We start from the raw sequence: 14,373 nt of genomic DNA on the forward strand, positions 1-14,373 counted from the left end.
TCTCAGGCGAGCGGGGCGGTCGGCGAGCACGCGGCCAGCGGCACCGGGAGGCCCAGGGCCACCAGCACCTCGCGGGGGCCTTCGAAGGCCTCCCGGCTGTGCGCCATGCGCAGGTTGTCCACGAGCATCAGGTCGCCCGCCTGCCACGGCTCCCGCAGCGTCACCGAGTCGTAGGTCTTGTTGATCACCTCGACCACGTCCTGGGTGATCTCGCCGCCGTCGCCGAAGCGGGTGTTGAACGGCAGGTTGTCCTGGCCGTAGACGTCGACCAGGTACTCCCGCACCTCGGGCGCCATCGTCCACTGGTTGAGGAAGGCGATCTGGTTGAACCACAGCTTCTCCCCGTGCCCGGGGTGGGTCGCCACGGCGGAGCGCCGCTGGCTGGTGCGCAGCCCGCCGGAGGTCCACTCGAAGCTGATCCCGTTGGCGGAGCAGTACTCCTCGACCTCGGCCTTGTCCGAGGTGCCGAACGCCTCGGCCCAGGACAGACCGATCTCGTCGTTGTAGCACCGGGTCAGCAGCCAGCCCTCGCGCTCGAAGCGCTCGACCAGATCGGCGGGCAGCGCGGCGAGCACCCTGGCGGAGTCGGCGACCGCGGTGGCGCCGCCCTCGGTGGGCGCGCTGAGGCAGGCGAAGAGCATCAGGCCGGGGAACTCCAGCGCGTAGCTGAGCTCGTGGTGCATGCACATCGGCTGGTTCGGCGGCCACTTCGAGGAGGAGTACACGCCGTCGCCGTGGCTGTCCCGCGTCGCGAACGCCTCGCGCTCGGCCATCAGCTCGGTGCCCAGCGTCCTGAGGACCACGCCCGCGACCCCGGCGTCCATGCTCGATCCCGCAAGCGGATCTTCGGCGCCCATGCTCGATCCCGCAAGCGGATCTTCGGCGCCCCGCAGCCCGAGGCCCCGCACCAGGACGGCGCCGTGCCGGGCGACGACCTCGTAGAGCGCCTCCCGGTTCCGCTCGGCCCATCCGGCCGCGTCGGCGACACCGCTCACCTCGACGATGGCGGGCTTGCCCTCTTCGACGCGGCCGTCGAGACCGGCGAAGTCGTCCGTGCCCATTACAGTCCCTTCCCGTTGCTGCGCATCTCGTTCACTGCGGTGATGACGGCCGCGGTCTCCGCCGGTCGGGTCCGTGGGAAGTAGTGCCCGCCATCCGCCAGCTCGCGCACATCGACGTTCTCAGCCACCAATGGCCAGTTCCCGCTGCCGCGCCGGTACCCCTCGGTCGCCTCGTCGTCCGCGGCCACCACGAGGGTCAGCGGTGTGGCGAGTCTGGGGGCGCCCTCCTCGTGCGCCGAGACGAAGAACCGGTTCGCCGCAACGACGTCGTGCCGGTAGGCCGCGCCGACAAGTGCGGCGCGCTCGGTGTCCAGGCCGCCCAGCTCGGTGTAGGCGCTGTCGCCGCTGAGCCGCCCGGTGATCTCCAGATCGCCGAGTGCGGTGACGGTCGCGCTGACGCGCTCGCGCTCGGCCACCTCGCCGACCAGTTGCGCGCCAACGAAAACCTGACGCACGTCGTGATCCTGATCCTCCAAAAGACGCGCGGCGAGCACGGCCAGCGCTGCTCCGCAGGAGTGGCCCCACAGCAGGACCGGGCCGATCTCGCGCTGGGCGATCTCGGCGACGACGGTCTTGGCGACCTGCTCGGGGTCGGCGAAGGGTTCGTGCTGCGCGGCGAGGTCGTGGCCGGGCAGCTCGACGGCGTAGACGGAGATCCCGCTGTGCGCCAGCGCGGTGGCCAGCGGCTGGAAGTTCACCGCGTTGCCACCCGCGTAGGGGAAGCAGATCAGCGTCGCTGATCCCTCCACAGTGGACAGAGGTTGGAGCAGGCCGGTGTTCTCGGTCGCGGAGTCCACGGCCGCGGCCAGGTCGGCGAGCACCGGCGTCCGGGTCAGGTCCTTGAGCGAGATCGCCCGATCCAGCTTGACCACCAGGCGGACCGCCGACAACGAGGTGCCGCCGGAGCGGAAGAAGTGGCTGCCCCTGCCGACCTCCTCCGGCGCGACGCCGAGGGCTTCCGCCCATGCTGCGGCGATCCGTCGTTCGGTCGGGGTGCGAGGCGCCTCGACCACGTCGCCGGTCCTCAGCTCCGTCGCGGCCGCGGTCAGCCTCTTCTTGTCGATCTTGCCGTTTCCGGTCAGCGGCAACGACTCCAGCCAGTGGAAGTGGCTGGGCACCATGTACTCCGGCAGCTCCGCCGCGAGGTGGTCGCGCAACTGGTCCGGCAGCGCTGCCGAGTTCTCAGGGGTGGAGTAGAACGCGACCAGGGTCCGCCCGCGGTCCGGCCACTCGGCGATCACCACCGCCGCGTCCCGCACGCCGGGAACACCGAGCAGGCGGTTCTCGATCTCACCGATCTCGATGCGGAAACCACGGATCTTGACCTGCGCGTCGCGGCGGCCGAGGAACTCCAGCTTCCCTTCCGGCAACCAGCGACCGAAGTCACCGGAGCGGTAGAGCCGTTCGCCGTCGCGGTGCGGGTCGGAGAGGAAGGCCGCCGCGGTGCGCTCCGGGTCGTTGATGTAGCCGCGGCCGACGCAGACACCGGAGAAGACGATCTCGCCCGGCGAACCGAGCGGAACCGGGTTGAGGTTCTCGTCCACCACGTACACGCGCACGTTGTTCACCGCGCGCCCCAAGGGAACCCGCTCGCGCTCGGGCGCGCGGTCCATCACCTCGTGGTTGGTGTCGTCGGAGGTCTCGGTGAGGCCGTAGGCGTTGGCCAGCTTGATGTCCGGGAACGCGGCGAACCAGCGCTCGGTCAGCTCCTTCTTGAGCGCCTCCCCGGTCGCCGAGACGCACCGCAACCTGCCGAGTCCGCCGGGGCGCTCTTCGAGGTGGGAGAGCACGACCTCCAAATAGGACGGAACGACCTGCATGACCTCCACGCCGTCGGAGACGAGGGCGACGAAGCGCTGGACGTCCAGGATCGCCTCCTGGTCGACGATCACCGTGCGACCGCCCACCAGCAGCGCGGACACGAGCTGCCACAACGAGATGTCGAAGCACTGCGGCGCGATCTGCGCGACGACGCTGCCCTCGGTGATCCCGAAGTCGTCGATCTTGGCGTAGAGGTGGTTGAGCATGCCCGCGTGCTCGCACATGGCGCCCTTGGGCTCACCGGTGGAGCCCGAGGTGAAGTAGATGTAGGCCAGGTCGTCCCGGCCGACGACGACGCCGAGGTCGCTGTCGTCGTGGTCCTCGGCGTAGACCTCGTCGAGGAAGACCTTGGTGGAAACCGGTACCTGGTCCAGGTTCTCGGTGCTGCCGCGCTCGGTGAGCACCAGGGCGCAGTCCGCCCGCCGGAGCGTCTTGCCGATGCGGTCGGCGGGGAAGTGCGGCTCGATCGGGAGGTAGCCGCCACCGGCCTTGAAGATCGCCAGGACCGCGGCCAACCAGTCCAGGTCCCGTTCGGTGACAACGGCGACGACGTCCTCCGAGGCCAGCCCCCGCGCGCGCAGTGCACGGCCGATGCGGTTCGCGCGGCGGTTCAGCTCGGCGTAGGTCCAGCTGCGGTCGCCGTGCACCGCCGCGACCCGGTCGGGGTGACTGCGAACGCGGTCCTCGAAGAGCTCGTGGAAGCGGCGGTCCGGCAGTTCGCGCCGGGGTCCGGCCAGGCCCTCGAACTGGAAGTCCAGCTCCTCGTGGGAAAGCAGGCTCACCGCGTCCGGCCGGTCGAGCGCGGTGCGGTAGTAGCCGGCGATCCGGGCGACGTGGTCGGCGTCGAAAGCCTCGGTGCGGTAGCGCAGTCGCAGTAGACCGTCCTTTTCGGACACTGCGAGGACGACGCCCTCCGGCAGCTCGGTGACATCACCGAGCACCACCTCGAACAGTGCGCCCTCGGGCAACGGTTCTGCGGCGTGCGCGAAGACGTCCTTCGCGGCATCGTCGGCCTGCGCCACCAGTTCCGCCCAGGTGCCGCCGACCGCGATCGCGCACGGCAGCGGCACTCCGTCGCACCCGGCGGGGAGGTAGCCCGTGCGGATCTCCGGTTCACCGCTGAGCGCGCTGATCACCTTGGCGTGCGCGGCGAGCAGCTCCGCGGCCGATGGCGGCGCGGTGAGCGCGACGTCGTGGGCCGCGACCCCGGGGGGAGCGTCGACCAGCGCCGTCCAGCGGGGAAGCGCGGTGAACCCGGCTGCCCCGAGCACGTCCTGCCAGAAGTCCCGGGCTCCCATCGAGGTCCCTCCGCTCGGATCAGGCTTGGCCTCAAGGGAAAACGTATCCACCCGACATTTTTTCCCGTTATCGCCGGGGTTATCGCCCGTGCTCACTCGATGCGCCAGAACTGGATGGTGTCCTCGACTCCGCCGCGCTGCTTGCCGGTCAGCGTCAGGAACACCTCGTCCAGGCTGGGGATGCTGGTGTCGATCCCGGAGACGGCGATGCCCGAGCCGGAGATCGCGCGCACGGCCACCGTGAGGTCGTTCGGCCCGGAGACGGGCAGCTGCACCAGACCCGCCTCGTAGTCGACGTGACCGGCGAGGCGCGCGTTGGCCAGGACGGTCGCGACGGCCATCAGGTCCTGGGGGCGCATGGGTTTCACGCGCAGGGTCTGCCCGCCCACCCTGGCCCGCAGCTCCGCGGGCGTCCCGGAGGCGATGACCATGCCGTTGTCCATCACCACGACGGAGTCGGCGAGCGCCTCGGCCTCCTCCATGTACTGGGTGGTGAGCAGCACGGTGGAGCCCTCGGCGACCAGGTCGCGGACCACGTCCCACAACGCGTTGCGGCTGCGCGGGTCCAGGCCGGTGGTCGGCTCGTCGAGGTAGATCACCTTCGGGTCGCCGATCAGGCTCGCGGCCAGGTCCAGCCGCCTGCGCATGCCGCCGGAGTACTCCCGGACGAGCTTGCCGCCCGCGGCCACGAGGTCGAAGCGCTCCAGCAGCTCGTCGACCCGCGCCCACGCCCGCTTCTTCGGCAGGTCGAGCAGCCTGGCGATCAGGTACAGGTTGTCGCGGCCGGAGATGTCCTTGTCCACCGCGGCGTACTGGCCGGTGAGCCCGATCAGCCTGCGGACCTCCCGCGGCTGCGTCGCGACGTCGTAGCCGCACACCCTGGCCCGCCCGCCGGTGGGCGGGATCAGGGTGGCCAGCATGCGGACGGTGGTGGTCTTGCCCGCCCCGTTGGGCCCGAGCAGGCCGAGCACCGTGCCGACGGGAACCCGGAGGTCGACACCGTTGACGGCCTTGTGGTCGCCGTAGTGCTTCTCCAGGCGCTCGACCTCGATCCCCATCGTCATCGGCCCGGCCCCGCCCTCAGCCCTGGTCCATCGCGGCGGCGAGGCTGCGCGGCCGCATGTCGGTCCAGTTCCGCTCGACGTAGTCCAGGCACGCCTGGCGGGAGTCCTCCCCGTGCGCGACGGTCCAGCCCGCCGGGACCTCCGCGAAGGACGGCCACAGGGAGTGCTGTCCCTCGTCGTTGACCAGCACGAGGTAGGTGCCGTCGGGGTCCTCGAAGGGGTTCGTCATGACGATGCTTCCTTTCGTGGTTGCACACCGGCGACCACGCTATGCCGCGGGCTTATTGCCGCCATATCGCGGCATTTTCGCTGCTCAGAGACTCAGGAGCGGCGGGAGTAGCACACGACGGACGCGGGGGCGAACACCGCGATCAGCGCGCCGATCCACAGCAGCGCCCCGGTCAGCGCCGCGGTGGCGTCGACGCCGAGCATGAGGTTGCGGCAGGCGTCGCAGACCAGGGTGATCGGGTTCAGCTCGATCACCGGGCGCAGCCAGTCCGGCATGGTGGCGGTCGGCACGAACAGGGAGCTGGCGAACTGGACCGGCACCAGCCAGGCGAAACCGACCGACTGCACGGTCTGCGGGGAGCGGATGGCCAGGCCGATGAAGGCCGAGATCCAGGCCAGCGCCACGCCGAAGGCGAGCATCAGCGCGATCGAGGCGAGGGTGGCCGGCGCGCCGCCCTCCGGCCGGAACCCGATGACGAGCGAGAACAGGAACACCAGCGCCAGGCCGACCGTCATCCGGCACAGGTCCGCGGCGATCCGGCCGACCAGCACGGAGGACCGCGCGATCGAGATGGAGCGGAAGCGGTCCATCATGCCGCTGTCGAAGTCCATGTTGAGGCCGATCCCGGTGGCCATCGACACCACGGAGACGGCCTGGATCATGATGCCGGGCAACAGGTACTGCTTGTAGTCCGCCCCGGCAGCGGCACCGGAAGCCGTCCCGCCGATCGCCCCGCCGAAGACCGAGATGAAGACCCCGGCGAGCAGCATCGGCATCACCACGTCGAGCGCCTGCAGCGGATCACCCTTGAGCTGCAACAGGTTCCTGCGGCAGATCGCCAGCGACTGCCGCAGCACCCGGCCGGGGAACACGATCGTCTGCTGCACACCCGGCAAGCTAGCCGCGCGGCCTATCGTGGCGGTATCGCCGGGGATAACGGCCCAATATGGTCCCGTCCTAGCGTGGCCGGAACAGGCTTTCGCCACGCGACGGGAACCCATGATGACCGAGCAAGTACTCACTTCGGTGCCGGAGGTCGACGGCGGGAACACGGTGTTCGACTGGTTCCGGCACATGCGCGCCGAACGGCCGGTGTGGTTCGACCGCGGTCAGTACCACGTGTTCCGCTACGACGACGTGCACCGGGTGATCACCGATCCCGCGGTGTTCTCCAACGACTCCAGCCGGGTGTTCGAGCAGCTGAGGCCGATCACCGGCGGCAACATCAACTCGATGGACCCGCCGGAGCACCGCAGGCTGCGCGGGCTGGCGAACACGGCGTTCACGCCGAGGGTGGTGGCGCGGCTGGAACCGCGCATCCGCGAGGTGACCACGGAGCTGCTGGACCGGATCGAGGGGGACGCCTTCGACCTCGTCGAGGCGCTGACCCACCCGCTGCCGGTGATCGTGATCGCCGAACTGCTGGGCGTACCCTCCTCCGACGCCGGCCTCTTCCGCGTCTGGGTCGACCAGCTGACCGACCTGCAGGGCGTGATCGACCCGGGCGCCGACGACTTCCTGGAGGTCTTCGACGCGGCGACCAGGGACATGAACCAGTACCTGCTGGAGCACTGCCGGGCCCGTCGCACCGACCCCAAGGACGACCTGATCACCAGCCTGGTGCACGCGGAGGTCGACGGCGAGCGGCTGACCGAGGACGAGCTGGTCAAGTTCACCTCGATCCTGTTCCACACCGGGCACCTCACCACCACGCTGATGCTGGGCAACGCGGTGCAGACGCTGGACACCTGGACCGATGCCTTCGCCGAGCTGCGCGCGGACCGCTCGCTGATCCCGAACGCGCTGGAGGAGGTCCTGCGCTACCGCTCCCCGTTCACCACGGTGAGCCGGGTGAGCACGCGCGACGTCGAGGTGGCCGGGCACGTGATCCCGGCGAACAGCATGGTGACGCCGTGGGTGATCTCGGCCAACCACGACGAGCGGCGCTTCGTCGAGCCGGAGCGCTTCGACATCCGCCGTGACACCTCGCACGTGGCCTTCGGTCACGGCATCCACTTCTGCCTCGGCGCCCCGTTGGCGCGCCTGGAGGGACGCGTCGCGCTGAACGTGCTCTTCGACCGCTTCACGGAGCTGCGGGTCGATCGCGACGCGGACATCCGCTACCACCCGTCGGGGGGCATGTACGGCGCCCGCAACCTGCCCGTCCTGGCGCGACGGGCCTGACAGAGACACGAAAAAGAGGGGGCGGCCTCCGACCCCTCTTTTCCCGTGCACTGGCTCAGTGCAGCTCGACCTGCAGGCCGACGTAGCCCTGGGTCAGGTTCGACCTCATCCACTTCGGCTCCGCAGCAAGAGAAATCTCCGACACGCGCTCCGCGAGGACCCTCAGCACCGCCGCGAGCTCCGCGCGAGCCAGGGCCGCGCCGAGGCAGTGGTGCGGCCCGTTGCCGAAGCCCAGGTGCCGGTTCGGGTGACGGTCCACTTGGAACGCACGCGGATCGGAGAAGACCCGTTCGTCGGAGTTCGCCGCCGGGAGCCACGCCACCACCGGAGTTCCCTTGGGCAGCATCCGGCCGTTCAGCTCCACGTCCTCCGTCGCGACCCGCAGCACGTGCATCGCGGGAGAGGTCCAGCGCACGACCTCCTCCACCGCCTTGCCCAGCAGCGACGGGTCCTCGCGCAGTCGCGGAAGCGCCTCCGGCACCGTGCTCAGCGCGTGGAAGGAGCCCGTGATCGCGTGCCGCGTCGTCTCGTTGCCGCCGATCAACACGTTGTTGCAGTTGACGAGCACGTCCCTGGGGCCGAGGCGGCCGTCCGCGAGCAGTGTGCTCACGAGGTCGTCCCCCGGGGAGCGGCGACGGTGCGAGACCAGCTCGTAGAAGTACATGAGGATCTCGGAGTGCGCCTCGCTCGGCGACATCTTGTCGAAGGCGCTGTCGTTGCCGCCGAACGCGTGGTTCGTCAGCTCCACCAAGCGTTCCCGGTCCTGCGCGGGCACGCCCAGCACCTCGCAGACCACCGCCGCGGGCAGGCGCGGGCCGATCCGCAGGGCCACGTCGGCCCCGCCCGCTTCCAGGGCTTCGTCGACGCAGGAGCGCACTTCCTCGTCGATGAACTCACCGAGGGTGGTGGCCATCGCCTTGGACAGGAAGGGGGCGACCATCTGCCGGAGGTGGGTGTGGTGCTCGCCGTCGGTGACCACCAGCATCTTGCCGCCGGAGTTGTCCGGCTGCTCGGCGTCGAAGCCGATCATCATGCCGTACTCGGAGGTGAACGGGGCGGTGGGCGAGAGGACCTTGCGGCACGCCTCGTGGGAGAACACCGACCAGAACCCGCGCGGCGAGCTGCCCGGTCCGCTCCACACCAACGCGTCGGCCGCGGCGTGCTCCCGCCACAGCGCGAAGCGGTCCTCGGAGCGGTAGAGCTCGGGATCGCCGAGGTCCAGGGTGGCTTCCGCGATCACGGTCATCGTCGCACCTCCTGCGGCAGGCCCGTCTCGAGGATCGCGCCGATCTCCGCGGCGGGGCCCGGTTCCATCATGTTCTCGTGCAGGCAGTCCACCTCGTGCACGATGATCTCTCCATCCACAGTGGACTTCCAGCTCTCCGGGGTGGCCCAGTCCTTGCGGCTGCGGCCCGCGACCACCAGGACCACGTCGCCGGGATAGCGCGCGGGCTCGTGGGTCAGCGCCAGGGTCGCGTTGGTCACCATCACGTCCAGCACGGTCGACCGCCGCCGCTCGTCCAGCCGGCTCAGCTCGCTGGAGCCCCGCCCGAGGTAGTCGACGATCCGCGCCCGCAGCGCCTCCTCGTCCCGCGGCACGTCCGCGCCCTCGTCGCCATACACCTTGGCGTACTCCACGAACATGTCGGCGAGCAGAGCCACCCGGTCCGTCTGGCCGCGCCTGCTCTCCTCCGCGGGGTAGGCGTCGAGGATGGCGAGCAGGCCGACGTCCTCGAGGTGGGTCGCGAGGGCGTGCGCGAGGTTGCCGCCGAAGGACCAGCCGACGAGGTGGTAGGGACCTTCCGGTTGCACGGAACGGATCAGCTCGGCGAAGTCGGCGACCATCGCCTCCATCGTCTGCGGCCGCTCCTCGTCGCCGTCCAGTCCGCGCGACTGGAGCGCGTAGACCGGGATCTCCGGATCGAGCGAGCGCAGCAGGCCGGTGTAGCGCCAGCTCATGCCCGCGATCGGCGGCAGGCAGAACAGTGGCGGGCGGGTTCCCTTGGTGCGCAACGGCAGCAGTGCCCCGAAGGCATCGCGCTGCGTGGGCTCGCCGTCCAGCAGCGCGGCCAGGGCGGCCGGGGTCGGCGCGTCGAACACCGCGCGCACTGTCAGCTCGGCACCGAGCACCGCGCTGATGCGCCCGGCCAGCTCGACGCCGAGCAGCGAGTGGCCGCCCAGCTCGAAGAAGTCGTCGTCGACCCCGACCTCCGCGACGCCGAGCGCTTCCGCGAACAGTCCACAAAGGACCTTCTCACGCGGGGTGCGCGGAGCGCTGTCGGACGTCTCGACGACCGGCTCCGGCAGCGCCCTGCGGTCAAGCTTCCCGTTGGGCAGCAACGGGAGCGCGTCCATGGCGACGAAGGACGACGGCACCATGTAGTCCGGAAGGCGCGAGGCCAGGTGCGACCGCAACTGCGGCCCGGGCACGTCACCGACGACGTAGGCGACGAGCCGCCGGTCCCCGGGCCGGTCCTCCCGCACGATCGCCACCGCCGCGTGGACCTCGTCGTGGCGGCGCAGGGCCGTCTCGATCTCGCCGAGCTCGATGCGGAAGCCGCGCAGCTTCACCTGGGTGTCGGCCCGGCCCGCCAGCTCCAACCGGTCGCCGCGCCACCTGGCGAGGTCTCCGGTCCGGTAGAGCCGCGTGCCCGGTTCTCCGAACGGGCTGGCCACGAACCGAGCCGCGGTGGTCGCGGGATCGCCGAGGTAGCCCCGCGCCAGCCCTCGTCCGGCGAGGTACAGCTCCCCCACCACGCCCGGCGGCACCGGGCGCAGAGCGGAGTCGAGCACGTAGGTGGCCATGCCGTTGATGGCCGTGCCGATGGTCAACGGCTGCCCCGGAGCGCATGCCGTGAACGTCACGTCGCACGTCGCCTCGGTCGGACCGTACGCGTTGATCATCAGCCGGTCCCGCGCCCAGAAGTCCACCAGGTCCTCAGGGCACGCCTCCGCCCCGGTGATCCAGGCCCGCAGCGACGGCAGCCCGACCTTGGGCACGCCGCTCATCACCGACGGCGGCACCATCACGTGGGTGATCCGCTGCACGGCCAAGGCGTCGGCGAGTTCGGCGCCCGCGAGCTGGCGGGATGGCACCACGAAGCACGCACCGGACAGCAGCGCCAGGCTGAGCTCGGCCACCGAGACGTCGAAGCTCGGCGACACGAACTGGAAGACCCTGCAGTCGCCGTCGACGCGGTAGTGGGCGATCTGGTTGGCCGACATCGCCGCCAGACCGGCGTGGGTGACCACGACCCCGCGCGGCCTGCCGGTCGAGCCGGAGGTGTAGATGACGTACGCCGGGTGGTCCGGCGTGAGACCGGTGGCGGGATCGGTGTCCGGGAGGCCCGCCAAGCCGTCCACAATGGACGACGTGATCGTCATCGCGGGCTTCGCGTCCTCGAGCACGTAGTCGATGCGCTCCGCCGGGTACTCGGGATCGACGGGGAGGTAGGCGCCGCCCGCCTTGCTGACGGCGAGCACGCTGACCACGTAGTCGATCGACCGCCGCAGTGTCAGCGCGACGACGCTCTCCGGCCCGATGCCCTCGGCGATCAGGTGGTGGGCGAGCCGGTTGGCGCGCGCGTTCAGCTCCGCGTAGGTGAGGACGACGCCCTCGCACTCCACGGCGGGCGCGTCCGGCGTGCGCGCGACCTGGGCCTGGAACAGCTCCGGGAGCGTGGCGACCGGCGCGGTGGTGGGCGGCGCGAGGAGTTGACGCTTCTCCTTGTCGGACAACAGCTCCAGCCCGCTCAGCGCGCGGTCGGGCTCGGCGGCGGCCTCGGTGAGCAGCCCCACGAGGCGATCGGTGATCGCACGGGCGGTGTCGCGCTCGAAAAGGTCGGCCGAGTACTCCAGGACTCCTTCGATCCCGGCGGGAGCCCCGTCGGCGTCGAAGGTCTCCCGCACGCTGAAGGACAGGTCGAACTTGGCGACGCCGACGCCGAAGCCCTCCGCGCTCGCGGTCAGCCCGGGCAGCTCGGTGATCTCGCCCCCGGTGTTCTGGAACGCCAGCATCACCTGGAACAGCGGGTGGTGCGCGGGCGAGCGGACCGGGTTGACCACCTCCACCAGTCGTTCGAACGGCACGTCCTGGTTGGCCAGCGCGGCCAGGTCGGCCTGCCGGACGCGGGCGAGGAGTTCGCGGAAGGTCGGGTCGCCGGAGGTGTCGGCGCGCAGCACGAGGGTGTTGACGAAGAAGCCGACCAGCTCGTCCAGCGCCTGGTCACCGCGCCCCGCGACCGCGGTGCCGATCGGGATGTCAGTGCCCGCGCCGAGCCTGGTCAACAGAGCCGCGAGCGCCGCGTGGACAACCATGAACACGCTGGCCTGGCTGCTGTGCGCCAACTCGGCCAGTCCCTCGTGGGCCTGGGCTCCGGTGGCGAACTCGACCATGTCGCCGAGGCGGCTGGGCGTGGCGGGGCGGCGCCGGTCGGTGGGCAGGTCCAGCCAGTCGGGCGAGCCGGTCAGGGTGTCCCGCCAGAACGCCAGCTGCTCGCTGATGAGGCTGTCCGGGTCGGACTCCGAACCGAGCAGCTCCTGTTGCCACAGCGCGTAGTCCGCGTACTGCGCGGGCAGCGGTGTCCACTGTGGGCCTGTTCCGCAGCGGCGGGCGCCGTAGGCGGTGACGAGGTCACGCCAGAGCGGGCCGGCCGACCAGCCGTCCGTGGCGATGTGGTGCGGCACCAGCAACAGCACGTGCTCGCGCTCGGACAACGCGAAGATCCAGCCGCGGACCGGCAGGTCACGGGCGAGGTCGAACGGAGTGGCCGCGGCGGTGCGCAGCGCCGAGGGCAGCTCCTCCTGGGCGAGGTCGACGACCTGCACCACCGGCTTGGTGGAGGCGTCGAGGATGACTTGGTGCGGCACGCCTTCGTGCTCACCGATGACCGTGCGCAGGCTCTCGTGCCTGGCCACCACGTCCCCGAGGGCGGCGATCAGCGCCCCGCGGTCGAGTTCGCCGGTCAACCGCACCGGCATCGGCAGGTTGTAGGTGGCGTTGGGCCCTTCGAGCTGCTGGATGAACCACAGCCGTCGCTGGGCGGAGGACAGCGGGACGCGCGCGGGCCGGATACCGGGCCGCAGCGCCGGACGCGCCGAGCCACCGCCGTGCACGCGCTCGGACAACAGGGCCACGGTCGGGGCTTCGAAGATCACTCGCACCGGCAGTTCGACGCCGAACACCGCGCGAACGCGGGACAGCAGCCGGATCGCGCTGAGCGAGTGACCGCCGAGCGCGAAGAAGTCCTCGTCGACGCCCACCTGGTCGCGGCCGAGAACCTCGGCGACCAGGCCGCACAGGATCTCCTCGCGCGAGTCGCGGGGGCGGCGCGAGCGGACCGGTCCCGTCGTTTCCGGCACGCTCTCCGTGAGGACCGCAAGAGAGCCGAACAGCCGCTGACGGTTCTCCTCGGACAGCGTGATGGGCTGCTCGAAGGGCTCGTCCCACCGTTGGACCACATCCCACAGCGCCCGCACGTAGGCATCGATGATCCATTGCGCGGCTACGGCGTCGAACACGTCAGGGCGGTACTCCAGCAGCACTTCCAGCTGCTGGTCGGTCAGCGCCGCGGCCAGCCGGAGCGGGTAGTGCGCCGCGTCCTGGCCGCCGACGTCGGTCAGCCGCACGCCCGGGGCGATCTCACGGGAGGAGAAGTCGGCGGGGTAGTTCTCGAAGACGACGAAGGTGTCGAACAGCGTCGGCAGGCCGGTCTGCCGGACCACGTCGGTGAGCCGGAGGTACTGGTGGGCCACCAGCTTCGACTGCTCGTCGCGCAGCCGCCCCAGGTTGTCGGCGACCGGCTCGTCCGGGCGCAGCCGCACGCGGACGGGGACCGTGTTGATGAACATCCCGACCATCTTCTGCACGCCGGGGATCTCCGGCGCACGGCCGGAGACCGTGGTGCCGAAGACGACGTCCTCCCGCCCGGTGATGGCCTGGAGCACGGCGGCCCACGCGGCCTGGACCAGCGTCGCCGCGGTGAGCTTGTTCGCCCGCACCACCCGGTCCACCGCCCCGCCGAGCCCGTCCGGGGACACCGTGATCCGCGCGGGCACGACCGGCTCCACCGCGGCGTCCGGGGCGAGCACGGTGGGCCGGTCGACACCGTCCAGGGCCTCGCGCCACACCCGCAGCGAGGCTTGGCTGTCCTGTTTGGACAGCCACTCGGGGTAGTTCCGGTACGGCACGACCAACGGCATGCCGCCCGCGTCACCGCGCTGGGCGTAGAGGGTGAACAGGTCCTCCATCAGCACGCCCCACGACCACCCGTCGACCAGGATGTGGTGGTTGGTGATGACCAGCTTGTACGCCGTCGGCGCGAGCTTGACCAGGGTGAAGCGCATCAGCGGCGGACGGGCCAGGTCGAAGCGCCGCTCCCGGTCGGCCGCCAGGAACTCCTCCAGCTCCCGGTCCTGGTCGTCCACTCCCGACAGGTCCAGCTCGGCCCAGGAATCCGGCACGGTCCGGTGGATGACCTGGATGGGCTCACCGTTCTTGCGCAGCCGGAACCCGGAGCGCAGCACGGGATAGCGCCGCAGCAGCGCCGAGGCGGCGGCCCGGAGCACGTCGGGCTCCAGCGCTCCACCGAGACCCAGCACGAACTGGGCGTGGTAGACGTCCACTCCGCCGTCGTCGTAGCTGGCGTGGAAGTACATGCCCTCCTGCAACGGCGAGAGGGGCAACACGTCTTCGAGCGCTGATCGATTCCCTGTTG

8 protein-coding genes are annotated in these 14,373 nt (G+C 70.7%); 1 reads left to right on the forward strand and 7 read right to left on the reverse strand.

The genetic code is table 11. The features are described 5' to 3' along the window. Positions 1 to 2: 2 nt before the first annotated feature. The 5 genes from BLT28_RS18455 to BLT28_RS18475 all read right to left on the reverse strand — a co-directional run bounded on the left by BLT28_RS18455 (position 3) and on the right by BLT28_RS18475 (position 6,360). Complete coding sequence (locus tag BLT28_RS18455; RefSeq protein ID WP_030431035.1) at positions 3 to 1,061, reverse strand: TauD/TfdA family dioxygenase; 1,059 nt, start codon at positions 1,059 to 1,061, stop codon at positions 3 to 5. Further along, positions 1,061 to 4,180 (reverse strand): non-ribosomal peptide synthetase, encoded by a 3,120-nt coding sequence (locus tag BLT28_RS18460; protein WP_030431034.1) that lies wholly within the window; start codon positions 4,178 to 4,180, stop codon positions 1,061 to 1,063. Before BLT28_RS18460 ends, BLT28_RS18455 begins: the two co-directional genes overlap by 1 nt. Positions 4,181 to 4,272: 92 nt before the next feature. Beyond that, complete coding sequence (locus tag BLT28_RS18465; protein ID WP_030431033.1) at positions 4,273 to 5,244, reverse strand: daunorubicin resistance protein DrrA family ABC transporter ATP-binding protein; 972 nt, start codon at positions 5,242 to 5,244, stop codon at positions 4,273 to 4,275. 16 nt (positions 5,245 to 5,260) lie between these two features. Further along, complete coding sequence (locus tag BLT28_RS18470; RefSeq protein ID WP_030431032.1) at positions 5,261 to 5,473, reverse strand: MbtH family protein; 213 nt, start codon at positions 5,471 to 5,473, stop codon at positions 5,261 to 5,263. Positions 5,474 to 5,565: 92 nt separating this feature from the next. Then, on the reverse strand, positions 5,566 to 6,360 hold the full coding sequence (locus tag BLT28_RS18475) for an ABC transporter permease (protein ID WP_030431031.1): 795 nt from the start codon (positions 6,358 to 6,360) through the stop codon (positions 5,566 to 5,568). Between the two features lie 115 nt (positions 6,361 to 6,475). Between BLT28_RS18475 and BLT28_RS18480 the strand changes: the two genes are divergently transcribed. Beyond that, the gene (locus tag BLT28_RS18480; protein ID WP_030431030.1) at positions 6,476 to 7,657 is read left to right on the forward strand and encodes a cytochrome P450; all 1,182 of its coding nucleotides are present in this window, start codon (positions 6,476 to 6,478) and stop codon (positions 7,655 to 7,657) included. A gap of 55 nt (positions 7,658 to 7,712) precedes the next feature. On the opposite strand, the gene BLT28_RS18485 is transcribed toward BLT28_RS18480, so the two are convergent. Both BLT28_RS18485 and BLT28_RS18490 read right to left on the reverse strand, forming a co-directional pair. Then, entirely contained in the window at positions 7,713 to 8,903 is a 1,191-nt protein-coding gene (locus BLT28_RS18485) for a cytochrome P450 (protein WP_030431029.1), read from the reverse strand. Then, complete coding sequence (locus tag BLT28_RS18490) at positions 8,900 to 14,344, reverse strand: non-ribosomal peptide synthetase (RefSeq protein WP_197684050.1); 5,445 nt, start codon at positions 14,342 to 14,344, stop codon at positions 8,900 to 8,902. Before BLT28_RS18490 ends, BLT28_RS18485 begins: the two co-directional genes overlap by 4 nt. Positions 14,345 to 14,373: the final 29 nt, after the last annotated feature.

Source organism: Allokutzneria albata, from assembly GCF_900103775.1.
Lineage (GTDB): Bacteria > Actinomycetota > Actinomycetes > Mycobacteriales > Pseudonocardiaceae > Allokutzneria > Allokutzneria albata.